This is a genomic window from Campylobacter concisus, assembly GCF_003048405.1.
GTDB classification, from domain to species: Bacteria; Campylobacterota; Campylobacteria; order Campylobacterales; family Campylobacteraceae; genus Campylobacter_A; species Campylobacter_A concisus_Q.
The window spans coordinates 61,825-86,835 of sequence record NZ_PIQS01000005.1 but is presented as its reverse complement, the minus strand read 5'-3'; the positions used below and the strand labels follow the sequence as shown (position 1 = coordinate 86,835).

Sequence of the window (25,011 nt, the reverse complement as noted above, 5' to 3'; positions counted from 1 at the left end):
AAGAGCGTGGCAAATTTAGCCATGCTCTTACTCAAAAAACATATCTTTTAATATCAAACATATCATCGCTATGTAAAAGACCAAAAACCATTTTTTAAGTGTTTTTTTGTCGGTATTTTGCGTTTTTTTGGTGCCAAAGTATGCGCCTATTAGCGAGCCAAGACCTAAAAATGCGCCCTCAGCATATGAGATATGACCATTTAGTGAGAGTGAGATGAAGCCAGCGATGGCTGCAAACATAACGAAAAATACGCCCATTGAGACCGCTTTTTTCAGTTCGTAATGTAAAAAGCCTACCAAGATAGGCGCTATAAAGACGCCTCCGCCGATGCCAATGCTAATGGCAAAAACACCAACAAAAACACCAACTAAAAATAGCAAAAAGACCGAGTTATTGGCATTTGAGCCGTCGCTGTTTGGCGAAAAGTATAGCTTTATAAGTGAAAAGATAAAGGTCGCTAGAAGCATAGACTCAAGTAAGAGTGCTGGTGCGTGAGAGACGATGATACCGCTAAAGCTTGCCCCCACAAGACCGCCAAGCCCCAAAAATACGCCACGGTTTAGCTTTAAAAGCCCAGCTTTGTAGTTTAGATACGAGCCAAAAGTTGCACTAAAGATCATTTGCATGACGCTTATGCCAATAGCGGTTTTTATGTCATATCCAAAGGCGACCATGATAGGAACGACGACCGTGCCGCCACCGATGCCAAAAAAGCCAGCGATGTATCCAACACCGATACCAATTATAAAAAGTTCAACAAAAAGCATAAATTTCCTTTTACGAGTGCCAAATTTTAGCTAAGCGGTGTTAAAAAAATAGTAAAAAGGTGAAATTTGGGCATAAATTTAGAAATTTGATAAAAATTTTAAAAACTAAAAGCGAACTTTTTTTATAATCATCAAAAATTTAAAGGAAAAAAATGCTCTTAGAACAACCACTGTTTTATTATGAAGTGATTAGAGAAAAATTTAAAAATAGCTATTTGGCTGAGGATAAGACGCAAACGATTATAGGCATTGATTGCGAATACATCGATGAAAAGGATATGGATTTTTATGGACTTAGAAGTTATTTTGATACAAATCGTAATAAATCTTTAGCTCCATTTGCAGGTCTATTTGGTGTTTTTGCTTATGATGGTGTGAGATATTTTGAATATATCGGAGAAGAGAAAGCTAAAAAGTACGAATTTCCAAAATTTATCTATGCCGATGCAAAAGCCTATCTGCACTTTGACAAGATGAGTAAGATTTATACATTTTATGGAGATAAGAAAAAATATTATGACTTTTTACTTGATGCGAAAGTTGAAAACAAAAGCAAAGAGCAGAGTAAATTTAGTATAAAAACTGATCTTGGTAAAGAAAAGAAACACTTTGAGGATATGGTTGAGTTAGCAAAAGAGTATATAAGAAGTGGCGATGTCTTTCAGGTGGTGCTTGGTGAATTGCTTGAAATTTCAACAAATATGAGCAGTTTGGAATTTTATAAAAAGCTCTCACTTACAAATCCAAGCCCATATATGTTTCATTTTCCTACACCTTATGGTGATGTGGTTGGCTCTTCGCCAGAGCTTGTTTTTGAGATGAAAAGCGAGCAAATTTTTGTAGCTCCGATCGCAGGCACAAGGCCTAGAGGAAGCGATGCAAATGCAGATGCGGTACTTGAAAATGAGCTTTTAAGTGACGAAAAGGAGCTGGCTGAACATAAAATGCTAATTGATCTTGCCAGAAATGACATCGGCAGGGTTTCAGAACCAAAAAGTGTAGCTGTAAGAAATGCGATGCATATCCAAAAGTATGAAAAAGTAATTCATATCGTAAGCGATGTCTATGGCAAGTGCGCCAAAGGGCTTGATCTTTTTGACGTCTTAGCTAGTATCTTTCCGGCTGGCACACTAAGTGGAGCCCCAAAAATAAGAGCTATGCAGATAATCAATGAGCTTGAAATTTCTGCGCGAAATATCTATGGCGGTGGCATTGGATTTTTACATTTTAATGGCGATGCTCAGGTTGCTATTCTTATTCGATCAGCCATCTTTGTGTCAGGTGAAAATGGCTTTAGTAATGTATTTGTGGAGGCTGGAGCTGGTATAGTTTATGACTCAAAAAGCGAAAGAGAATACGCTGAAATTTGTCATAAGCGAGCAAGCGTGCTAAATGTATTTAAAAATAACGCAAAAGAGTTTTAGGCGTTAAACTTAATAAATTCATAGGAGCTTTTAGCGTAGCTAGTGCCCATAGAATCGATTTGCTCTCTTACGGTAGCTGAAAGCTCTGCTTTTGTGATATTTTTGGCTAGCACTTTCACAAAAGGAAATTCACTTCTTTCTTGTGTGCCAAATATCAGCACTCTTGTATCAATCTTTTGGCTTTGTCTTATCTTATCAACAACTCTTGTTAGCTCTTCATAGTTGAAGCCTTTTACGTTTTCATCTATAAGAACGATACCGTAAGTTTTGGTTTTTATCTTTGTTAATAGCTCATCAAAGCTATTTGTGGTTTCAAGTGTGTTGTAAAATTCCCCTAAAGCTGAGCTAAATATTTTATTTTCCATTGGCGATTTCTTAAATAAAATAATATTTTCGCTTTTTGCCAGATAGTTTTCATCTATTGCAATCTCGCCAAAATTTGGCAAAAATTTTCTAAAAATTTGAGCCAGTTCGTCGCTATTTATTGGCGTTTTTATATAGGCATTGAAGTATTCTTTGACACTCTCTCCATCTATATTTGAAGTATTTGAAAGCATTAGTATAATTGGAATTTTCGCATTTTGTATGGCTGTTTTTATAAGATCAAGATTTTTTTGAAGGCTATTTTTTTCAGCTTCGAAAAATTTTGAGCCAACAAATATAAGGTCAAAATCGCCTTGCTTTATGGCTTGTTTTAGATCTTTTTTATTGCAAACCCCAACAACTTCACAGTTAAATTTACTAAAGCCACTTGCTGTTATATCTATGTAAATTTCGTTAGTATCGCAGATTAAAATTTTTGGTTTATCGTTTAAATTTTTATTCATAATATCAGCTTCGCCTAAGCAAAGTAGCCTTGTGATGCTTAATGGAGTTAATGGATCTTTTAAAATGAGCGGATTTTTAATATCTTGACCTTGCTTATTGGTATTTCTTAAAAATATAGCATCATAATTTTTTGTAATAGATGGACTAGTACTTGTTAGCATATCCACTTTGAGCCCAAGGTCTTTTGTGGTCTGCTCAAAAGCTTCGTTGTAAGCGATATTTACGTCTTGCAAGAATGCTAATTTATGATTGCATTTTATATCAAAGTCTTTATAGTTTGATGTTGTTTTAAAAATGACTACAAATTTAAACTCATTTCCGATACTTGGAAACGAGTTAATCTCTAGCTTACTTTCTAAATTTTTTAAATAAATTTGAGCGATTTTTAGATAAAACTCGCTCTCATCATTATTTAAGCTATTCTCATCATCTGAAAATATATCTGAAATTTGCTTTTCGCTCATGGCAGCTGAGCTATTTTTTATGCTAAAGCTTACAGAACAAAGTCCACTTCTATCAAACTCTTTTTGAACTTTTTTGATAGTGATGATAATATTTTGATGTCTTAAAGACATTGATAAAGATGCCAAAAAGATAGAGTTAAATGCGGTTTTTAATGAATTTAGATTTCCTTCTAGTTCATTTGTAAGGCTTGGATCAAGGTAGCTTATAAAATTTATCTTTTTGCTTTGCGAATAGACGATATTTGCTTGCAAAATTTCTTCAAAGCTTTTTTGAGGATCAAATATCTCGGTTTTATTGCATTCGCTATATTTTTTAACATTTGAGATATTTTTAGCATTGTTATAAAGCGAAGTCATGATATTTGCATTTTTTTCTATCGTGTCTATAAATGCTTGCTTTTTGCTATTATTTGTTTCTATTTTTAAAGCCGCAGTCGATGTAAAAATTTCTTTATTAATGGACTCTAACTTCTTGCTCACTGATAAAATATATCTATCTTTTATCTGAAAAAAGCTGCTATCTTTTATATAGGTTTCTTTTAGATCTTCATAAGTTTTTATGAGCTTTGATATCGCATTATCCGCACTTGTCTCTTTTGATGATAGGATATAGTTTGATATGTATTTTGACTTATCGATAAGCACCTTTAAAAATTTCAACCTAGCAGAAATGCTAAGCAAAGATAAAATGAGCAAGCCACAAAGCAAAAACTCAAAAAAGGTCTTTATACCATAGCTTATTTTCTCGCTCTCGGTAAGTTCTAGTAGCTCATTTTTTATGTTTATGGCACTATCTAATAAAAGTATAAATTTATCATCTTCATACTGTTTGATTAAGATAATATCTTCGATATTTAGTTTTTCAGAAAATGCGATCTTGGCTTTAGCTTCTCTTATTTTTTTAGCTTGATAGTTGGCTTCAAACTGGTTAAAGTCTTTGTAAATATTCTCTTTTAGCTCACTTTTTGGAAGCATATCAAGATTTGGCGCGTTGTCTTTTACGGAATATATATTTTCTCTCACATTATTGTTTATTGAAAATAAAGGGCCATTTATAAAGATATTTTTTACGTAGTATTTAGTGTTGTTTGCTAAAGAGAGTTGATTGTAAATTTTACTTAAAGTTGTGGCATAAGCTTTTATTATAAGCGGAAAGTCTCGGTCTAAATCTTGTTTAAAATCGCTATCTATTTCTCCATTTATATTTTGGAAAAATTCGTAAAATAGTTCATCAAATTTATCATTTTGGTTGAGATTTGCTAGCAATTCTTTTAATTTATTTACATTTCGTATCTCGGTGCGATCGTCTTTTCTTATAGAATTTATAAATTTTTGTGTATTTTTTAAGGTGCTATCTCGCAACTTTCTTATATCTTCTTGGCTTTTGCCTATTAGCGTATCGTGCTCTTGTATTACAGATCTTATAGTTTGAAATACTAAGGATTGTTTATATAGTTTTTCATTTAGATCTTTTAGATCTGTAAATTTTTTATAGCTTTCATTTCCACTATATGCGCAAAAGATCGCTGAAATTATTATTGGCGCTAACAATATATAAAATTTATTATTTTTCATGGATACTCTTTTTGCTATATTTTTTGACGATATTTTCTATCTCAATTAGTCTTTTGGTAAAAAGAGACATCTCTTTCATTTTTCCATTTTGATTGTTATCTAAAAAAGCGTTAAGCTCATTTGCAAGGTTATTAAGCTTTAAATTTAATGCAGCTTCCCTTATCTCATCTACGTATTTTTTGAGCATTATCTCGTCTTTTGCGATTATGGCTGATTGGATCTGGATAAGAATTTCTCTTGCGTTATGCAAAAAGATATTTAAGTAGGATGCAAAATCTTTTTTATTTAAATTTAGTATTTTAAGCGATGTTTCAAACCAGGAATCATCGATAAGTGATTGTGTCTGTGTGTCAAAAAGATACCATGCGTTTAGTTTAAAAACAGGCAGTCTTAATGTAGGTTTTACTTTTACTGCTGCTATTAGATTTTGGTTGTTTATTATGTCTTGCTTCTCTAAAAGCACGATAAAAAATTTTTCACCATTTTTTAAAATGGCATTTTGCAATCTCGCTTCTAGTAAGATAGCACCACCATCTTTTCTTTTTAAATTTACTCTAGCGCTGTTGTCTTTTGTATTTTGTAAAAATTCTAAGAAGCTGTAGTTTGTACTTTCTTGGCTTGTTATGACTAGCTCGCTTATATCTTTGTATCGCAACAAAAAGTCATCTAAACTATCAAAACCCAATAGCTCAAGTGAATCTTGCGTTATCGCAGATATTTTTAAATTTTCATCATATATTATCACTTCAAATTTCCTTCTTTGAGCACTGCAAGCTTTTCTGCTACGCTTTTGTTTGTTATTTTTGCCACTTCGTCTAAATTCGCTTCGTTGATTTTATCAAAACTTCCGTAAAAGCTGATTAATTTCGCGATACTTCCTTCAGATACGCCAGCTTGCTTTAGAATTGATCTTTGCATATCATTTTTCTGCCTTGTTTTTCTGTGAAAGCTGATGACAAATCTATGGCTTTCGTCACGCATTTTTTGGAAAAACTGAAGCTTTTTATCGCTCGTGCTTAGGCTAAAGCTGCCATTTTTTGTGTAAATTTTATCCTTTGCCTCGCCCTTTGCGCGGTGAGCTTTGGCGTCTATTTTTTCTTTTGAGATAGCGATTACATCGACGTTTGCGCCACTGCTTGCTAAAATTTCGCAGGCTAAGTTTAAAAGCACTTCGCCCCCATCAATAACCCAAAGATCAGGCGGGCTAAGCTTGTCAAACCTAAGTGCTCTGGCTGTCAAACTCTCTTTCATCTGATCGTAGTCGTTTTTAGAGCTTAGGTGCATATGGCGGTAGTTTTGCTTTGCCCACTCGCCATGCTCATAGCGCACCATCGCTCCGACACTTGCCTCGCCAAAAAGGTGTGAGTTGTCGTAAGCCTCGACCACGTAAGGCGTGTGAGCTAGGTCAAAGTACTCTTTTATCTCGTTTAATAGCACGTTATCGTGCGTTTTTAGATATTTTTCGATGCTAACTTCAGCGTTTTTGGTAGCGATCTCACAAATTTTACGCTTATCGCCTATTTTTGGGCATGTGATGCTAAATTTACGTCCAAATCTCTCGTTTAAAATTTCCTCCACCAGCTCACTATCTTCAAAGCTCTCATGCACATAAATTTTGGTGCTAATTATCGGTTGTTCAGCTATGAAGCTTTTTAAAATAGCCTGCTTATAGGCCTCGTTTATCTCATCTTTTTGAGCATTTTTAGCCTGCGCGATGTCAGTTTTTACTCCAGTTATCTTGCCACTTTGCACGCTAAATCTCACCGCACAGATCATATCGTGCACGCAAGCGACCGAGTATGCCTCAAAGTCCTCAAGCTTGGCAAGATCGACCTCGACCTTTGTTTGCATATTTTTAAGCGTTTGCATCTTATCTCTAGTCGCGGCTGCTTGCTCGTAGTCTTCGGCCTTGGCGTAGTTTAGCATGAGCTCTTCAAGGCGAGCGATGAGTAAATTTGGATTTTGTAAGGCCGCGATAGCTTCGTTTACGATCTTAGCGTAGTTTTCTTTTGAAATTTTGCCTTCACACGGGGCATAGCAGCGTTTTAGCTGATAAAAAAGGCAGGCTTTTTTGCTTTTGATGCAGGATTTTTTCTGAACGAGGTTGAAATTTAGATAAAGTGCCTCAAGCAGCTCGCTAGCTCCACTAAAATATGGCCCAAAATAGCGGATATTCGAGCCTTTTACCACCTTTCTAGTGATCTCAAATCTTGGAAAATCATCATTTAAATTTATAAAAATATAAGGGTAGGTCTTGTCGTCACGAAGCAAGATGTTGTATTTTGGCTTAAGCTGCTTGATGAAAGAATTTTCAAGTATTAGAGCGTCTGCTTCGCTTGGCGTGACGATGTATTCAAGATGCACCGCCTCGCTTATCATCTTTGAAATTCTAGGGCTTAGTTTTTCAGCCGGAGCTAGGCTTGGGGTAAATTTAAAGTAGCTTTTGACCCTATTTTTTAAAATTTTGGCCTTGCCAACGTATAAGAGTCTATTTTGCGCGTCAAAATACTGGTATACGCCAGGCTCGTTTGGAAGCGTTCTTATCTCGTCTATTAGCATCTTGCCTGCTCATTTTTGTTGAGCAAAATTTCTCTTAGCTCTTCAAATTTTTGGTGTATTTGCTCGTCTTTTGCTAAATTTTTAAACTCGCCTTTACTAACTGGCGCATAAAAGATGGTACTTTGCTCTTTTTGATTAAAAAATTTTAAAAATTTGCTCACGACAAATCTTATATTTTCTTCTTTTTTGTTCTTTGTATAGTTGATTTCGTTAAGAGGCTTTGGAGTAAGAATGCTGTTAAAAACGCTATTTTTATTAAAATTGCAAAAGGTTTTTAATAACCTTTTTATATCATTTATACTACTATCACGCCTAAGCTCTAAAAGCCCGGTGGGATGAGTAAGAACAAAGGTCAAAACACCTTCTCTAACGTAGCAAAAAGCTATATAAAATCGTTTTGCTTTCCCCATAAGCTCTAAAAGCTGTTGGCACTCATTTGCCATGCTTAATTTTTCTTTATACAAAGGATTTTCATGAATAGTATTTATCAAAAATTTAGCGTTTTTCATGGGCTTATCTTATCATTTTTTATTTTAATTTTTACTCTTTTTGCATTTAGCGGTTGTGGCTATAAAGATGATCCATTTTATGGAAATGCTCCAGTAAAAGAAAAGAAAACTGACAAGATAAACAAAATCTAGTAAAATTTTCTTATTTAAATAAAAATGTAATGTAAGCTTAATAATTTTAACTAACCTAATTTTTAGGCTCATTTAAGTAATATACCAAGATTTTTTATTCTACAAGGAGAGTATAATGAGGTTTTTTGGACTTCTAGGCTTATTTTTCGCGATGGCTTTTGGTGCTGATGGAGAAACCGCAGCTATTGACTTAACTACTACATGGGCAGGAATTTTATCGCTTATAATTTTTGTTGTTGGATATTTTTTCATAGCAGCAGAAGAAAATTTCCATATCGACAAAGCAAAACCTGCTATTTTTATCGGTACATTTATGTTTCTACTTATCGGTGTTTATATGCTTATAAATGGCATGGATGTGCATTCGCTTGAACATGAGGTAAATCACCTGATTTTAGAGATCGCTCAGATCGTATTTTTCTTGATGGTAGCGATGACTTTTATCGAAGCACTTATAGAAAGAGACGTATTTAACGCACTTAAATATAATCTCGTATCAAAAGGCTATACTTATAGAAAACTATTTTGGCTAACTGGTGTTTTGGCATTTTTCATAAGCCCAGTGGCTGATAACCTAACAACAGCGCTTATTCTTTCAACCGTTCTTCTAACAATAGATAGAAATAATACAAATTTTCTAGTGGCTGGCGCAATAAACATTGTCGTTGCAGCAAACGCAGGTGGAGCATGGAGTCCATTTGGCGATATCACTACGCTTATGGCTTGGGCTGCTGGAAAAGCGCCGTTTGTCGATTTTTTCGCACTTTTCCCAGCATCTATCATAGGTTGGTTTGTAACGGCATTTTTACTTTCTCGTGTAGTGCCAAGTACTGCACCACATTTTGATGTGGCAAATGAGCCAAAAGTGGTTATGAAAAAAGGCGGTAAAGCGGTTATTTTTATAGGCGCATTTACTATCTTTTGTGCAGTTATGATGCATCAGCTTTTCCACTTGCCAGCGATGTGGGGCATGATGTTTGGCTTTTCACTACTTAGTCTTTATACTTACTATTTCAAAAAAGCTCACAAAAATGAAGAGCCAATGCATGTATTTCACTATATGTCAAAGATCGAAAACAACACACTATTTTTCTTCTTTGGAATTTTAGCTGCAGTTGGCGCTCTTCATTTTGCTGGATTTTTAAATTACGCTGTATCACTTTATTATAAATTTGGCTCAACTGCTGTAAATATCGGCGTTGGATTCCTTTCAGCGATCGTTGATAATGTCCCTGTTATGTCAGCTGTTTTGAAAGCAAATCCAGCAATGGGAGCTGATGCAGGCGAGGCAATGAGTCAGTGGCTACTAGTGACACTAACTGCTGGTATCGGCGGTTCGATGATCAGCTTTGGTTCAGCAGCTGGTGTTGGAGTAATGGGTAAATTAAAAGGAATTTATACCTTTGGTGCACATATGAAATACGCTTGGATGGTGGTTCTAGGATATATCGTATCGATCATTGTTTGGTATGTGCAGTTTGAAATTTTTCATATCTATTTTTAAAAGGTTATAAATGAACAATACGATTATAGTTTTGGATTTTGGTTCGCAATACACTCAGCTAATAGCTAGAAGGCTAAGAGAAGAGGGCGTCTACACTGAAATTTTGCCATTTAATGCAAAGCTTAGTGAGATAAAGGCGAAAGAGCCAAAGGGTATCATTTTAAGTGGCGGTCCAGCTAGTGTTTATGCTAAAGATGCTTATTTTTGCGATAACGGCGTCTTTGAGTTAAACATTCCTATACTTGGCGTTTGCTACGGTATGCAACTGCTTGCTCACACGCATGGGGCTGAGGTTTTAGCAGCTGATCAAAAAGAGTATGGCAAGGCTGAGCTTAATGTTATTAAAGAGCATGAGCTATTTAAAGATACACCTTCAAAACAAATCGTATGGATGAGTCATAGTGACTATGTAAAGGACTTGCCAGAGGGCTTTGAAGTGATCGCTATTAGTGAAAATTCGCCTTATTGTGCTTTTGGCGATGATAAACGAAAATTTTATGCGATCCAGTTTCACGCAGAGGTACAACACAGCGAGTATGGCACACAAATTTTAAAGAATTTTGCTAAATATATCTGCGGCTGCGAGAGCACATGGAATATGGGAAGCTTCGCTAAAAATAAGATAGAAGAGATAAGAAAAACAGTAGGCACTCACAAGGTACTTTGTGCAGTTAGCGGTGGTGTGGACAGCTCCGTGACTGCGGCACTTTTAGCGGCTGCTGTGCCTGAAAATTTGATCCTTGTCTTTGTTGATAACGGACTTCTTAGAACAAACGAAAGAGAGCAGGTTGAAGCTACATTTAGAACAAAGCTTGGTGTTGAGCTAGTTAGCATAGACGCGAGCGAGATCTTCCTTGGCCGCTTAGCTGGCGTGATAGATCCTGAGAAAAAACGCAAGATCATAGGTGAGACCTTTATAGAAATTTTTGAAAAAGAGGCTAAAAAACATGGCGATGTGAAATTTTTAGCTCAAGGCACTCTTTATACTGATATCATCGAAAGCTCAGTCGTTGGCTCAAGCAAGACGATAAAGAGCCACCACAACGTTGGAGGCTTGCCTGATTGGATGACATTTGAGCTAATAGAGCCACTAAGAGAAATTTTTAAAGATGAGGTTAGAAAGCTAGGCCTTGAGCTTGGACTAAGCCGAGATCTAGTCTTTCGCCATCCTTTCCCAGGACCGGGCCTTGCTATTCGCATAATGGGTGAGGTAAATAAGCCAAGCTTAGAACTACTTCGTAAAGCTGATGTGATCTTGCGTGATGAGCTAAAGAGCACTGGCTGGTATAACAAAACTTGGCAGGCGTTCTGCGTACTTTTAAATGTAAATTCTGTTGGTGTTATGGGTGATAACCGCACTTATGAAAACGCTGTTTGCGTGCGTGTGGTCGATGCGAGCGATGGCATGACTGCAAGCTTCTCACGCCTGCCGTACGATCTGCTAGAAAACGTAAGCCGCCGCATTATAAACGAGGTAAATGGCATCAACCGCGTAGTTTACGACATCTCGAGCAAGCCACCTGCAACTATTGAGTGGGAGTAAAATTTGGTCAGGCTTAAATTTTGAACTATTTAACAAATAAGTATGAGTATGAAAGCATTCAAACGTATTGCTTTCATATTGTTTTTGATATAAACGATGAAGGACGGGTATATCAAAAAATAGATGAGTGGAATGAGGAAATTTTTAATGAAATTCCATTCTTTGCACTTGGTAAAAAAAGAGCTTTAGAGATTTCATCGGAATTTGGTCCTAGAAAAGCTACTAGGGACGGCATGGAGTTGCTTTATAAAGTTAAAGAGATTAAAGAAGCTAACGAATATTTCATATCGGCAGATAAGGATGCAGAAGATAGATATTTAAAGCGTGGCGAATTTGGAGAGCTTATACTATATTATTTACTGGAAAGACAATTTAATAAACCACAACTTATATCCAAAATATATTTTAAAGATAGTCCAAACGGAATGGTTCATGGTTTTGATGCGGTTCATTATGACAAAGAGAAGAATGAACTCTGGTTAGGTGAGAGTAAATTTTATAAAAGCCTATCAAATGCATTACAGGATCTGGCTAATGATTTATTTGAGCATTTTAATGTTAATTTTTTTGATTCTGAATTTGCAATCATCAATAATAGATTAAGCGATTATTATGATGATAAAGAAGTGAGTGATGAAATAAGAGAATTAATTAAATCTAGTACTTTTATACAAAGACTATCAAATATAAATGCTTGCTTTTTTGCACTATTTGATAGTAAAATTTTAGACAATTTTAAATTTAACGATTCAGGAAATACGCATAACGATTTTAAAGATATATTGGAGAAATTTGCAAAAGATACTAGAAAAAAATTTGATCAAAAAATTAAAGATTTTGGCAATAGAGATAGACTTAAAATAAATTTATTTTTATTTCCGGTAGAAAGTAAATTTGGGCTAGTAAAGCAGCTACACGAAAAATTAAAAAAAGAGCAGAATTAATGTTTGAAATTTTAGATTTGTCAGATTTAAATAAGAGTTTTAAAATAGCCAAAGAAATTTCGGACAATGAAGATATGGATAGCCTGATCTTGGTCTTAGAAAACTGGAAGTACGTTAATGAAAATATAAGACCTGTTTTTATTGATTTAATTGAAAGTTTTGGTTTTTATCCATATTTAAAAGATAAAAATGAATTGCTTAATACTGCTGCATTAGTTAGGTGCGAGTACCACAAATCTAAATTTATAAGCGATTTTGAAAATAATAGAGTAGCGTTTCACTACTGGCAGAAGGTATTAGAGGAAAAAATCTCAAATAGACAAAATTTACTTATCTCCGCACCTACTAGTTTTGGTAAAAGCTTACTAATACAAGAATTTGTAGCAAGAAAAAAATATAGCAATATATTAATTATTCAGCCGACATTGGCACTAATTGATGAAACTAGAAAAAAGCTCCAAAATTATCAAGATTTTTATAATATCGTGGTTAATACAAGCCAGGATATAAATGAAACAAACAACTTGTTTATTTTAACCAGTGAGCGAGTTTTAGATATTTTACCCAAAATTAACAATATAGATTTATTTATAGTTGATGAATTTTATAAAATATCAAACCATAAACACGACGATAGAGTCAGCCAATTAAACATTGCATTTTACAAAGTAATGTTTAGAAATCCGCAATTAATATTATTGACTCCATCGGTAGATAACGTTGATAATGATTTTATTAAAAAATATAGTCTAAATTTCTTTAAAACGGAGTATTCATTAGTAAGACAAGAATTGGAAAAAATAAGCTGTAGTTCCAAGGAAGAAAGGAAAATGAAGCTGTTTGAGCTATTAAATAGTTTAAGTGAGCCTACTATAGTTTATGTTAAATCCCCTGCTCAAGCAGAAGAATTGTCAAATGAATTTATTAGAGATAATAAAAAAGGCACAGAAAATACTTTCCCAATTTTTGAATGGATTGATGAAAACGTTTCCGTAAAATGGAATTTAAAAAAATACTTACAAAAAGGTATAGGTTTACATAACGGTCAATATCCTAGGCATATTGTTAATGCTCAACTCGACTATTTTAATAACAATAAAATAAATATATTATTTGCAACTACCTCATTAATAGAGGGTGTAAACACTGTCGCAAAAAACATTATCATATATGATATGCGCAAAGGCACAAGCAAGCTGACTTATTTTGATTTTAATAATATCAAGGGGCGTGCCGGAAGAATGATGAAATACTATACTGGAAAAGTATATTGTTTTGATGATCCTCCAAGGCAAGAGATGGAAAATATAGATGTGCCCATAGTTACTCAAGATGATAGTCTGCAGAGTGAAATTTTAATTAATCTAAATAATGAAGATATAAAAGACCAAAAGAGAAGAATATATGAAGAATTAATTAAAGATTTACCTGCAGATTTATTGCAAATTTTTAAATCGAACTATTATAGTATTGAAAAGCAAAAGCACCTTTATAATTGCTTAAAGGGTAGAAAAAAGATATTGAATCAATTGAGCTGGGATGCACCAGTTCCTACTTATAAAACATTATCTCGTACATTATATGTGGTAGATTATTTATTGGAAGGCAATAAGGGAGATAGTTATAAATTCTTAGCTCAAAAATGCCATCAAATAATCCAGAGTGGAAATTTGCACTCTATTATAAGTAATGAGATTAAGTATCAGCATACGCTAGATGCCAATCGAGGTAAGAATGAAGAGAGTATCATTAACTTATCGGTTTCAAAAGTATTTGGTTTTATCAGAAATCAAGCCAAATTCGAAATACCTAAAAGGCTTAGTGTATTAGAAAGTATTGTAAATTATCTCAATGGCAAACAAGCCGCTAATTATTCTGCATTTATTTCTATTCTGGAACATGAAGGGGTGGATAATAAGTTAAGTATACTTTTAGATTTTGGAGTTCCCGCCTCCACGTTAAAAAAGTTTAAAGATATGCCCAATAACAATATTATTGAATATGTGAAAAAGAATTTTGAAAAAATAGATTTAAGTAGTTATGAAGTTGACATACTAAAGAAATTATGATTTGTTTTTTTATTATTGGCTTTTCAAAAATAGATAATTCTTATCAACAAATCTTCCAAAAATTTTCACTACAATGACGTGTAAATTTACGAAAGGAAGAAAAATGAGTAAAATTTACAATCTAAACGCCGATACGAAAGTCGTCGCAAAAAGTGTTGTTAGTAAGAGAATTTTTGATTGCGAGAATGCTCATGTCGATGTATTTGCTTTTGATACGGGCGAGGAGCTAGATCATGAGATGCTGTTTTGTGACAGTCTCGCATGGGTTGTGGAGGGCGGTGCTAGCCTATACTACGGCGAAAAGCAGATGCATATAGGTGGCGAGCAAGCTTGCCTGATAGAGAAAAAAGTGTGGCGCAAGCTAGTTTTTAATGAACCAACGAAATATATTTCAATTGATTTTAAGGAGGATTTAATGATAGATCATTTACCTAAGGCAGCTATTTTTAGCTTAGTTGATGCAGTCGAATACGAAAAAGGCAAAATCGTGAGCAAAACGCTTGTAAAGAACGAAAACGGCTCAATGTCATTACTTAGTTTTGACACAAACCAAGAGCTCTCAACTCACGCAGCTCCAGGCGATGCGCTACTTATTGCACTTGATGGCGAGATGAAGCTAACTATTGGTGATGAACATTTTGATATCAAAAAAGGCGATACCATCGTACTACCAGGCAAAATACCACACGGATTAAAGATAAAAGATAAATTTAAAATGCTCTTAATCGTCACTAAAGACAAAATGTAATACTAAGCCCTATTTTTAGGGCTTTTTCTCTATAATAACAATAGTAAATTTATACTTAATAAAGCAAAAAGTAAAACCATAATATAATCGCTCCAAAAAAAGAAAAACTATGAAAAAAGAAAATTCCAAGCTATTTTTATTGCTATTTTTAGGCGCTCTCTCTGCCTTTGGACCATTTGTTACAGATCTTTATTTGCCAGCACTTCCGGCTATTACCGAGTGGTTTAAAACAAGTGTTACAGCTACGCAATTAACGATCACGACATCAATGGCAGGCTTAGCCATAGGTCAGCTAATAGTTGGCCCAATAAGTGATAAATTTGGCCGAAAACTGCCCCTTACCATCTCGCTCATCGTCTATACGATAAGCACTATTTTTATATTTTTTGCACAAAATATCCAGTTTTTTATCTTTATGAGAATTATTCAAGGGCTTGCAAGTGCCGGCAGCTTAGTCATCTCAAGAGCCGTTGTGAGCGACCTTTATAAGGGTCATGAAATGACTAAATTTTTTAGTCTTATGATGGTTGTAAATGGTCTTGCTCCGATACTCTCGCCAATTGGTGGCAGCTTGCTACTTAAATTTACCGACTGGCGCGGCATCTTTATGGCGCTAACCATCATTGGTATTTTGCTTTTTATCGCAAATTTTTATTTCAAAGAGAGCTTAAGTCAGTCAAATCGCTTAAAAATGCCTTTGCTAGTGACTTATAGTGTTTTTGGCAAAATTTTAAGAAAGAAAAAATTTATGCTTTTTGTAAGCATTCAGACATTTGCGATGGGTGCGATGTTTGCCTATATAGCGTCATCTTCGTTTATCTTTCAAGAATTTTATTCTCTAAGCCCAGTAAGCTATAGCTTTTGTTTTGCTTCAAATGGTTTAGGGCTTGTTATAGGAGCAAGGCTTGCTAGTCTTTTAAATGAGCGAAAAGCACTAAAAACTGGGCTTTTTGGTACCTTGTTTGCTAGCGTTTTTATTGCTTTCATGCTTTGTTTTAAATTTGAAGTGATCGGCGTCATTATCGCATTTTTCTTATTGCTTCTTTTTACAGGATTTGTCTTACCAACTGCTTCATCGCTAGCTATGAACGAAGGCAGAGAATACGCTGGCTCAGCCTCAGCGATACTTGGATTTTGCCCATTTTTCTTAGGCGGCGTCGTCTCTCCGCTAGTTGGGCTTGGTGATATATTTTATTCGACTTCTATTGTTATTTTAGTTTGCACATTACTTGCTTTGATATCATTTTTTAGGTTAAAAAGAGGTGCGTAAAATTTATCTTATTTCAAATACAAAAATGACTGATGAGGGCGTTGTAAATTTAAGCGTTAGCAAGATCGAGTTTTTAAAATTTGAACTAAAATTAAGTGACTATGATGTGCTGGTAGCTACTTCTAAAAATGTTTTTAATGCATTAAAATTTAACAATATAAAAGCTATAAATTTGTCAGTCTTTGCCATCGCAAATAGTTGTGCGGCAGCCGCAAGAGAGTTTGGATTTAGTGAAATTTATACCGGAAAGAACGCTCACGGAGATGACTTTGCAAGAGAAATTTTGCCACTTTTAAAAGGTAAAAAGGTTCTTTATCTAAAAGGTAAAGATAGCGCTTCAAATTTCTTAGAAATTTTACAAGATGGCGGAGTAAATATAAAGGCGATTGTCGCCTATGAAAATGTCTTAAATCCTTGCAAAATGGAGCTAAAACCACCAAAAAATAGTATCTTGATCTTTGCTTCTCCACTAAATGTCAAAAATTTTCTTAATAATTTTGGTTGGGATGAGAGTTATCAAGTGATAAGCATTGGAAAGGTCACTGCAAAAGAGCTAAAATTTACCGAGCCAATAGTGAGCCAAAGTCAAGATATAAACGCCTGTATCGCGCTTGCCAAAACATTACTTTAAGCAAAGAATTTATATAATTTTATTGCCTGAGTGAAGCGAGTCAGCATTTTACGGGGTCCAACACTTTTTTGTTAGCGAAAAGGTATGGATGCCTTGTGATGTGGCTTCGTTTGAGTCTGAAAAGGCGAGAAGTTGCAACCGTTTGGTATCCATCTATTTGCAAGATTGGCTTTGTTTATGGGCCACTCTTCTATGCGACGCCCACTCGGGTTTTTAAATTTACGGAGATGAAATGAATATTCTCATAATAGGAAGTGGCGGCCGCGAATACGCCATTGCTCTAAAACTAAAAAAAGAAAAAAATATAAATTTATACTTTGCACCGGGAAATGGTGCGACCTCACGCCTTGGCGAGAATTTAAAGATAAAAGACTTTTATGAGCTTGCAAAATTTGCTAAACAAAATGATATTGCCCTAACTATCGTAGGGCCTGAAGCACCGCTTAGTGAAGGCGTAGTGGATATCTTTAAAAAAGAGGGCTTGCTTATATTTGGACCAAGCAAGGCAGCTGCTAGACTTGAGGCTAGCAAGGCGTATATGAAGGATTTTTTAGCTAGAAATAATATAAAAACCGCAAGATATTTAAACACAGATGATAAAGAAAAAGCATTTAAATTTATTGATACCTTAAGCGCGCCGATGGTCGTAAAAGCTGACGGACTTTGCGCTGGAAAAGGCGTTATAATCGCAAATTCTAAAGAGGAAGCCAAAGAGGCAGTTAGTGACATGCTAAGCGGAGCTAGCTTTGGTGATGCTGGTAAATTTGTGGTAGTTGAAGAGTTTTTGGACGGCTTTGAACTAAGCTTTTTTGCCATTTGCGATGGCGAAAATTTTGTAAGCTTGCCAGTGGCACAAGACCACAAACGCCTACTTGACAACGATGAAGGTCCAAATACTGGTGGCATGGGTGCTTATGCTCCAAGTCCACTTGCTTCAAAAGAGCTGATAAAAAGGGTCGAAGAAGAGGTTGTAAAGCCAACTTTAAAAGGAATGAAAAACGAGGGCAGTCCGTTTTGTGGAGTACTTTTTGTGGGACTGATGATCGTGAAAAATGAGCCTTATGTGCTTGAGTTTAACGTCAGATTTGGCGATCCTGAGTGCGAAGTATTGATGCCATTAATTGACGGAAATCTAAGCGAAATTTTACTAAATGCTGCAAAGGGCGAGCTAAAGCCTATTAGCTTAAAAGATGAATTTGCAGTTGGTGTCGTAATGGCTAGTAAGGACTATCCGTATAAAAGTAGTCCAAAAGCTAAAATTTCAGTTTTAAATGATGTAAAAGATGTTCACATCGCTTATGCTGGTGTTAGCGAGCAAAATGGAGAAATTTATGCAGATGGTGGCAGAGTATTAGTCTGCGTGGCCACTGCGAAGAGCATAAAAGAGGCACGTGATAGAGCTTATGAGCTTTGCGAAAATGTAAAATTTGATGGAGCACATTATAGAAAAGATATTGCCTGGCAGGCATTAAAATGAGTATGCAGATAATTGAAAAACTTGAAAAAGAAGAAATTTCGCTAGCGCCATTTTCAAAAAGAGTGCTAGCCTATTCAATTGATGAATGCATCGTTTCTTTTTTGTTTTTGATCATTTACTGGGATGCCTTTTTGTCGGTTATGAGCTATGATGAAGCCAGAAATTTGACTTTAAATTTCTTTTGGCAAATAGTCGCACTAAAGATTATTTATCATACATTTTTTGTTTGGTATTATGGCGCGAGCCTTGGACAAATGCTAACAAAGACGATGTGCATTAATGTAGAAATTTTAGATAGACCAAATTTTATTTCAAGCTTGGTAAGAGCGATTTTTAGGTTGGTTAGTGAAGCTTGTTTTTATCTTGGTTTTGCATGGGCATTTGCAAATCCAGCTAGGCAAACTTGGCAAGACAAAATAGCAAAAACAGTGGTGATAAATGCGTAAAATTTTATTTTTAGTTCCGGTTTGTATTTTAAATCTAAGTGCAGCTGTGCAAGATGTGCAGCTTTTGGCTGATGATGTAAAGCAAGATAAAGGCATCGTAACAGCAAACAAAAACGTCGTTGTATATTCACAAGATTACCTTGTGACAGCTGATTGTGCAGTTTATGATCAAAATAATTCGGTTATCGAGCTATTTGGTAACGTCAACATGATGAAGGGCAAGAGTGAAGTCTCTCGCTCAAACTATGCAAAGCTAAATTTAAAAAATAATGACGCTGCTTTTGAATCGCTTTTTATGATGAATAAAGACATGGAAGTGTGGATGAGAAGCGATGAGAGCAGCTCTGACAGTGAGTACTATAGAGTAAAAAAAGCGATGGTTTCAAGCTGTAATGTCCAAGATCCTGACTGGAGCATCACCTCAAGCTCAGCTATGCTAAATAAACAAAGCAAATTTTTACATCTTTTTAACCCAGTCTTTCGTATAGCTAATGTGCCAGTTTTTTATTTGCCATATTTTGGTTTTTCAACAGATACCACAAGAAGAACAGGTCTTTTACCGCCTGATCTTGGATACGGAAAATCTGAAGGCTTTTATTACAAGCAGCCGATTTATTTTGCGCCTTATAATGAGTGGGACTTCGAGCTTGATCCGCAGATAAGAACAAACAGAGGTGCTGGAATTTATGGTGCGTTTAGATTTACTGAGTCGCCTGATTCAAGGGGCGAAATCAGCTTTGGCTCATTTACTGATAAAAACAGCTACCAAGCCAAGCAAAAAGGAGAGACTTCAAATAAGGCCGAACTAAAAAATAAAACACATAAAGGCATTGGACTAAAATACGAAAGAGATAAGCTTATAAGATACCTTAGCGAAGCGGATTTACAAGAGGGAATTTGGATAGACGCAACGAAGCTAAATGATATAGATTATTTAAATTTAAAGGGCAGGGATGATGATTATGATTCGCTTGTAACTTCTAAATTTAACTACTTCATCGCAAATGACGATCATTATTTTGGTGCTTATGCAAAATACTACATAGACACTGAAAAGATTGGCTCAAAAAATGAGAACAAAGACACGCTTCAAGAGCTTCCATCGCTTCAGTATCATAAATTTACAGATAATATTGTCTTGCCAAATATCTTATATTCACTCGATCTTCAGTCACATAGATATGATAGAAAAATAGGAGTTAGAGCGACTCAGTATGAATTTACGCTTCCAGCTTCAGTGCATGTGCCACTGCTTGATGATAGCTTAACGTTTTCATTTTACGAGTATCTATACGCTTCAAGAATAAATTACGAGAATAAGATAAATTCATTTGATGATAAAAGAGAAGATAAACATACAAATTTTGTAAATAATTACCACAAATTTACCCTTCACACTGACCTTGCAAAAGCGTATGAAAGCTTTTATCACACTCTAAATTTTGGGGCCGAATACCTACTGCCAGGCTATAGAAAAGGAAATTTGGATGATGAGTTTATCTATGATAAAAATCTAAATGAATATGAAAATTTCTTGACTCAAGAGCAGAGTAAGGAAGAAATTTCTGGTTATCTGACTCAGTATTTCTTTAACTCTAATGGTAGAAAGATTATAAAACATAGTATTTCTCAAGGATATTACACAAAAGAAGATGAATATTCGAATTTAAAAAATGCTATCTATCTATATCCATTTGAAAATTTAAGCCTTTATAATAAGCTTGAGTATTCACACAAGAGTAAAGAGCTTAAAAAGATACAAAGTGGATTTTCATACACAAATGATTTATTTTGGCTAAATATGCTTCACACCATGAAGAAAAATGATAGCAAAATAAAAAATAGTGCAACAAAAGATAGCTATTTTACAAGTGGTCTTGGAGTAAAATTGCCTCATCAATACAGCCTTATTGGCGGCTGGCAATATGATATCGAGCGAAGTTACACAAAAAGTTGGAGAGTTGGCGTGCTTCATCAAAGAAAATGCTGGAATTACGGGATAATTTATCAACAAGATGTCGAGCCAACTACAACAATAAACGGCTCAGCATCAACTAGAAAAAATGGTATTTATTTCACGATAAATTTCTATCCAATGGGCGGTTTGCACTATGACTTTTCGCAAAGCAGTACAAAATCGAGTGCCAACTAAATGATAACGGCTAAATTTAAGGATCAATTAGAAGCAGCTAGCAAGCTAATTGAAATTTTGCCAAAAAAAGAGCTCGTAGATAAAAAGACGATAGTTGTTTGTATGTCGCTTGAGTCAGTTATACTCACAGATGCGGTTTGTAGAAGTTTAAATTTAAGCTACGAGATGCTCTTTAGCGAGCCAATACCTGCGCCAAATAATAGCGAATGCGACGTTGCAATAGTTAGCGAAACAGAAGATATAGTGTTAAATGATAAACTTATAAAAGCCTTTAATATAAGCTATGACTACATTTACGGCGAAGCACATAGAAAATATGAAGAGAAAATTTTAAAAAACGTTTATAAATACCGAAAAGGAAATTTGATAGGAGAGCTAAAAGATAAAAATATTTTACTAATCGATGAGGGGTGCGAGACTGGTATGACGGCACTCATTTGCATAAAGACATTGCTTGATGTGAAGGTAAAATCCATCTCATACGCAACGCCAGTGATTGCTACTGATGTCTTTACAAATTTAAATGATATGGTTGATGAAATTTACACGATAAACAAGATCGTTGATTTTATTGATGTGGATTCGTATTACGAGAAAAAGATCGAAGCTACGAGTGAGCGTATCATGTCAATATTAGAAGAGAGCCCTTATTATTTGCCGTTACAAAAACAACAAGGAGATAAAAATAATGCAATATAGTATAGAAGTCAATAATCAGGTTGAAATTTTTGACCTTAATAAAGTAGCAAAACAAGCTAGCGGAGCAGTGCTTTTGAGGGTAAAAAATACCGTAGTTTTAGCAACTGTTGCAAGAGAGGACACACAAGTTGAGGAGGATTTTTTACCTCTAACGGTGCAGTACATCGAAAAAGCTTACGCCGCTGGTAAAATTCCAGGTGGTTACGTTAAGCGCGAGACAAAGCCAGGCGACTTTGAAACGCTAACAGCTCGCATCATCGATAGATCTCTTAGACCGCTCTTTCCAAAAGGTTACGCATATCCAACTCAAATAGTTGTAATGGTACTTTCAGCCGATCCTGAGGTTGATTTACAAGTTGTAAGTCTAAATGCAGCCTCAGTTGCACTATATCTTAGCGACATCCCTGTAAATCGCCCAGTTTGTGGTGTTAGAGTTGGTTATATAGATGAAAAATTTGTGATCAACCCAAGCAACTCTGAACTAAAACAGAGTGCGATCGATCTTTATGTAGCTGGAACAAAAGATGAGCTTTTGATGATCGAAATGAGAAGCTTACCTCAGCAAACTACGCAGCTTATCCCGATGGTTGCAATCGAGCCGATGATAGATCCAAGCTTAAGTGACAGTATGGCTCAAAAACAGCTAATGAATGAATTTAGCGAAGATATGATAGTTGAGGCGATTGATTTTGCTGGTAAAGCGATATTAAGAGCTAGCAGTGCTTATGAAGAAGCTTTCAAAGAGCATAAAAAAGAGGACGCTGCACTTGATCTAAAACCTGAGATAGAAAATGAAAATATCGCTATTTATATTGATAAATTTTATAAAGCTGAAGTCAAAAATGCTATCAATCAAATGGCAAAAAGCGAGCGTGCGAGCGAACTTAGCAAGATCGCGAAACAAATTTCAAGCGATGAGGTAGCACAAAAAGAGGGTTGGGACGAGGCTGTTATCACAAATGTCCTTGGTAAATATAAAAAGAAAATCGTAAGAGAGCAGATAATAAATGAAGGCGTAAGAGCTGATGGGCGTGGTCTTGAAGAGGTTAGGCCTATTAGTATCGAAACAAATGTGCTTCCAAATGCCCATGGTTCATGCCTCTTTACAAGAGGACAGACGCAAGCCCTAGTTGTCACTACTCTTGGCACTGACAGTGACGCTCAAATGTATGACATCCTAACTGAAAAAGTACCTTTTGTAGAGAAATTTATGTTTAACTACAATTTCCCAGGCTTTAGCGTAGGCGAGGCAAGTCCACTAAAAGCTCCTGGTAGACGCGAGCTTGGACATGGAAATTTAGCCAAACGTGCCCTTGCACCAAGTATCGATCTAGCTTCGCCATACACAATAAGAGTCGTTTCAGAAATTTTAGAGAGCAACGGCTCAAGCTCGATGGCTAGCGTTTGCGGTGGCTCTCTCGCACTTAGAGCAGCTGGCGTAAATACTTTAAAACTTGTCGCAGGTGTCGCTATGGGACTAATATTTGAAGGCGATAAACACGCAGTGCTAACAGATATCATGGGACTTGAAGATCATGACGGCGATATGGACTTTAAAGTAGCAGGCACAAGCGATGGTATCACGGCACTTCAGATGGATATTAAGCTTGGTGGCATTAGTTTAGAAGTGCTAAAAGAGGCGCTTTATCAAGCAAAACGTGGTAGAGAGCATATCTTATCTTTGATGACAGAAGCGGATAAAAATATAGAAATAAATGAAGATGTGCTTCCAAAGCTTGAACTATTTAGTGTCGATCCAAGCAAGATCGTAGACATCATCGGACAAGCTGGAAAAACCATAAAAGAGATCATTGAGAAATTTGAAGTCTCAATCGATCTTGATAGAGAAAAAGGCGAGGTAAAAATCGCAGGTGGAGCAAAGAAAAATGTCGATGCCGCAAAGGACTACATCATCTCTATCACTTCAAAAGACAATGGACGTTCATTTGGCAAAAAGCCGTTTAAACACGACAAAGAGCGTTCAAAACCAAATTTTAATATCGGTGATGAGTTTTTGGGAACTGTAAAGAGTGTTGTTGATTTTGGTGTATTTATCGAGCTAAAAGATGGCATTGATGGCTTGCTTCACATCTCAAAGATAAAAACCCCATTAAACGTAGGCGATCAGGTCAAAGTAAGTGTGAGCGAGCAAAAAGGAAATAAAATTTCGCTCTCTTTGGTTGAATAAATTTTAAAGGACAGATTATGAAATACAAAAAGTTGCTTTTTCCAATAGGAGCTGGAGACGATATCGAGCCAAGAATTTATGGTGCCCTAAAGGTTGCTCAGTGGTTTAACACACATATGGAAATTATGACTTGCCAGCTTGATCCAAGCGTAGTTTATAATATGAAAATGACGCTTCGTGGAGGAGTGCTTTTTGAGGAATTTCTAAAATCAGCTAAATCTGAACTAGCTGTCGAGCATGAAGAGAATGAAAAAATTTTCAATAAAATTTGTGCTGAGCTTGGCATAAAAGTAACTAGTGAAATCATTGAAGATGTTTGCACTGCAAATTTTACTATTCATAGTGGCAAAAGAAGCGCGATAGTGGAGCAAGAGAGTAAATTTTGCGATCTAGTGGTGGCTGCTGTGCCACTTGATGGAAAGATCACTGGCACATTTGAGTCAGCTGTTTTAAAAAGTGGTAAAAATGCGATTGTAATCCCTAGAAAAATGCGTGAGTTTAAAGCCGATAATATCCTTGTAAGCTGGACTGGTACGACGCAAAGCTCAAGGGCATTAACAGGCTCGATCGATCTTTTAAAAAAGGCAAAAAAGGTTCAGTGCATTACCTCAAAAGCAAGCCTTGGCGATAATGCTGAACTAAATCTTAAAAAGCTTGAAGAGTACTTCAAAATTCATGGCATATCAGCCACTTTTGAAGTGATTGCTACTACGATGATACCTGGTGAAGCGCTTTTAAAAGCAGCTATTGATAGAAATGCTGATCTTATCGTTGCTAGCAGATATGGTGAAAATGGTCTTATGGAAATGGTGCTTGGCGGAACATCAAGATTTTTCTTAGAACACACAAATATCCCAGTTTATTTATAATGGATTGCGGCTTAGTCCGCGATCTAATTCTTTTTCACTTTATAGATTTTAAAATTCCATTCACTCGCAAGGATTGACTACTAAATTTTAGCTTCACTGACCGCTTAACTCAACTTTTAGAGCCGAAATTACTCGTTCATGAAATTTTAAAATTTACAAGACCTTAATAGCATAGTGCGTCAGATGACAGCGCGCTTCGTTTCTGGCCACAA

20 protein-coding genes are annotated in these 25,011 nt (G+C 35.6%); 15 read left to right on the top strand and 5 right to left on the bottom strand.

Annotated elements, in window-relative coordinates:
* Window positions 1-27: 27 nt before the first annotated feature.
* Window positions 28-768 (bottom strand): sulfite exporter TauE/SafE family protein, encoded by a 741-nt coding sequence (locus CVT18_RS08955; protein ID WP_107824465.1) that lies wholly within the window; start codon window positions 766-768, stop codon window positions 28-30.
* A 152-nt stretch (window positions 769-920) separates the two neighbouring features.
* Here CVT18_RS08955 and CVT18_RS08950 point away from each other — a divergent pair, with 152 nt between their 5' ends.
* A complete protein-coding gene (locus CVT18_RS08950; protein WP_107824464.1) occupies window positions 921-2,192 on the top strand; it encodes an anthranilate synthase component I family protein in 1,272 nt (423 codons plus the stop codon).
* On the opposite strand, the gene CVT18_RS08945 is transcribed toward CVT18_RS08950, so the two are convergent.
* From CVT18_RS08945 to CVT18_RS08930, 4 genes are read right to left on the bottom strand one after another with little or no spacing between them, the layout of a single operon-like run.
* Window positions 2,189-5,059, bottom strand: coding sequence for a response regulator (locus CVT18_RS08945; protein ID WP_107824463.1), 2,871 nt, complete (start codon window positions 5,057-5,059; stop codon window positions 2,189-2,191). The two genes, CVT18_RS08950 and CVT18_RS08945, sit on opposite strands and share 4 nt — an antisense overlap.
* A complete protein-coding gene (locus tag CVT18_RS08940; protein WP_087586232.1) occupies window positions 5,049-5,804 on the bottom strand; it encodes a hypothetical protein in 756 nt (251 codons plus the stop codon). Before CVT18_RS08940 ends, CVT18_RS08945 begins: the two co-directional genes overlap by 11 nt.
* Complete coding sequence (gene uvrC / locus CVT18_RS08935) at window positions 5,801-7,618, bottom strand: excinuclease ABC subunit UvrC (RefSeq protein WP_103629447.1); 1,818 nt, start codon at window positions 7,616-7,618, stop codon at window positions 5,801-5,803. The genes CVT18_RS08940 and uvrC overlap by 4 nt, the downstream gene beginning before the upstream one ends.
* Complete coding sequence (locus CVT18_RS08930; RefSeq protein ID WP_103629453.1) at window positions 7,612-8,061, bottom strand: hypothetical protein; 450 nt, start codon at window positions 8,059-8,061, stop codon at window positions 7,612-7,614. The genes uvrC and CVT18_RS08930 overlap by 7 nt, the downstream gene beginning before the upstream one ends.
* A gap of 30 nt (window positions 8,062-8,091) precedes the next feature.
* On the opposite strand from CVT18_RS08930, the gene CVT18_RS10340 reads away from it, so the two are divergent.
* The 14 genes from CVT18_RS10340 (at window position 8,092) to CVT18_RS08865 (ending at window position 24,799) form a co-directional block, all read left to right on the top strand.
* On the top strand, window positions 8,092-8,259 hold the full coding sequence (locus CVT18_RS10340; protein ID WP_167496277.1) for a hypothetical protein: 168 nt from the start codon (window positions 8,092-8,094) through the stop codon (window positions 8,257-8,259).
* A 115-nt stretch (window positions 8,260-8,374) separates the two neighbouring features.
* Complete coding sequence (nhaD, locus tag CVT18_RS08925) at window positions 8,375-9,763, top strand: sodium:proton antiporter NhaD (protein ID WP_103629448.1); 1,389 nt, start codon at window positions 8,375-8,377, stop codon at window positions 9,761-9,763.
* A 10-nt stretch (window positions 9,764-9,773) separates the two neighbouring features.
* On the top strand, window positions 9,774-11,306 hold the full coding sequence (guaA, locus tag CVT18_RS08920; RefSeq protein ID WP_103629449.1) for a glutamine-hydrolyzing GMP synthase: 1,533 nt from the start codon (window positions 9,774-9,776) through the stop codon (window positions 11,304-11,306).
* A gap of 20 nt (window positions 11,307-11,326) precedes the next feature.
* On the top strand, window positions 11,327-12,250 hold the full coding sequence (locus tag CVT18_RS08915) for a DUF1837 domain-containing protein (protein ID WP_107824462.1): 924 nt from the start codon (window positions 11,327-11,329) through the stop codon (window positions 12,248-12,250).
* A complete protein-coding gene (locus CVT18_RS08910) occupies window positions 12,250-14,319 on the top strand; it encodes a DEAD/DEAH box helicase (RefSeq protein WP_103629454.1) in 2,070 nt (689 codons plus the stop codon). The genes CVT18_RS08915 and CVT18_RS08910 overlap by 1 nt, the downstream gene beginning before the upstream one ends.
* 103 nt (window positions 14,320-14,422) lie before the next feature.
* Window positions 14,423-15,067: a cupin domain-containing protein gene (locus tag CVT18_RS08905; protein WP_103629455.1), complete on the top strand. Its 645-nt coding sequence runs from the start codon at window positions 14,423-14,425 to the stop codon at window positions 15,065-15,067.
* Between the two features lie 109 nt (window positions 15,068-15,176).
* Window positions 15,177-16,337, top strand: coding sequence for a multidrug effflux MFS transporter (locus CVT18_RS08900; protein ID WP_103629456.1), 1,161 nt, complete (start codon window positions 15,177-15,179; stop codon window positions 16,335-16,337).
* Window positions 16,330-16,968 (top strand): uroporphyrinogen-III synthase, encoded by a 639-nt coding sequence (locus tag CVT18_RS08895; protein ID WP_107824461.1) that lies wholly within the window; start codon window positions 16,330-16,332, stop codon window positions 16,966-16,968. Before CVT18_RS08900 ends, CVT18_RS08895 begins: the two co-directional genes overlap by 8 nt.
* 232 nt (window positions 16,969-17,200) lie before the next feature.
* Window positions 17,201-18,445, top strand: a complete 1,245-nt coding sequence (gene purD / locus CVT18_RS08890; RefSeq protein ID WP_103577466.1) for a phosphoribosylamine--glycine ligase — start codon at window positions 17,201-17,203, stop codon at window positions 18,443-18,445.
* Window positions 18,442-18,891: an RDD family protein gene (locus CVT18_RS08885; protein WP_103629458.1), complete on the top strand. Its 450-nt coding sequence runs from the start codon at window positions 18,442-18,444 to the stop codon at window positions 18,889-18,891. Before purD ends, CVT18_RS08885 begins: the two co-directional genes overlap by 4 nt.
* Window positions 18,884-21,043, top strand: a complete 2,160-nt coding sequence (locus CVT18_RS08880; RefSeq protein WP_087586241.1) for an LPS-assembly protein LptD — start codon at window positions 18,884-18,886, stop codon at window positions 21,041-21,043. Before CVT18_RS08885 ends, CVT18_RS08880 begins: the two co-directional genes overlap by 8 nt.
* Window positions 21,044-21,742, top strand: a complete 699-nt coding sequence (locus CVT18_RS08875; RefSeq protein WP_021091548.1) for a hypothetical protein — start codon at window positions 21,044-21,046, stop codon at window positions 21,740-21,742. It begins immediately after the preceding gene.
* Window positions 21,732-23,930, top strand: coding sequence for a polyribonucleotide nucleotidyltransferase (locus CVT18_RS08870; protein ID WP_103629459.1), 2,199 nt, complete (start codon window positions 21,732-21,734; stop codon window positions 23,928-23,930). Before CVT18_RS08875 ends, CVT18_RS08870 begins: the two co-directional genes overlap by 11 nt.
* 17 nt (window positions 23,931-23,947) lie before the next feature.
* Window positions 23,948-24,799 (top strand): universal stress protein, encoded by an 852-nt coding sequence (locus CVT18_RS08865; RefSeq protein ID WP_021091781.1) that lies wholly within the window; start codon window positions 23,948-23,950, stop codon window positions 24,797-24,799.
* Window positions 24,800-25,011 lie beyond the last annotated feature (212 nt).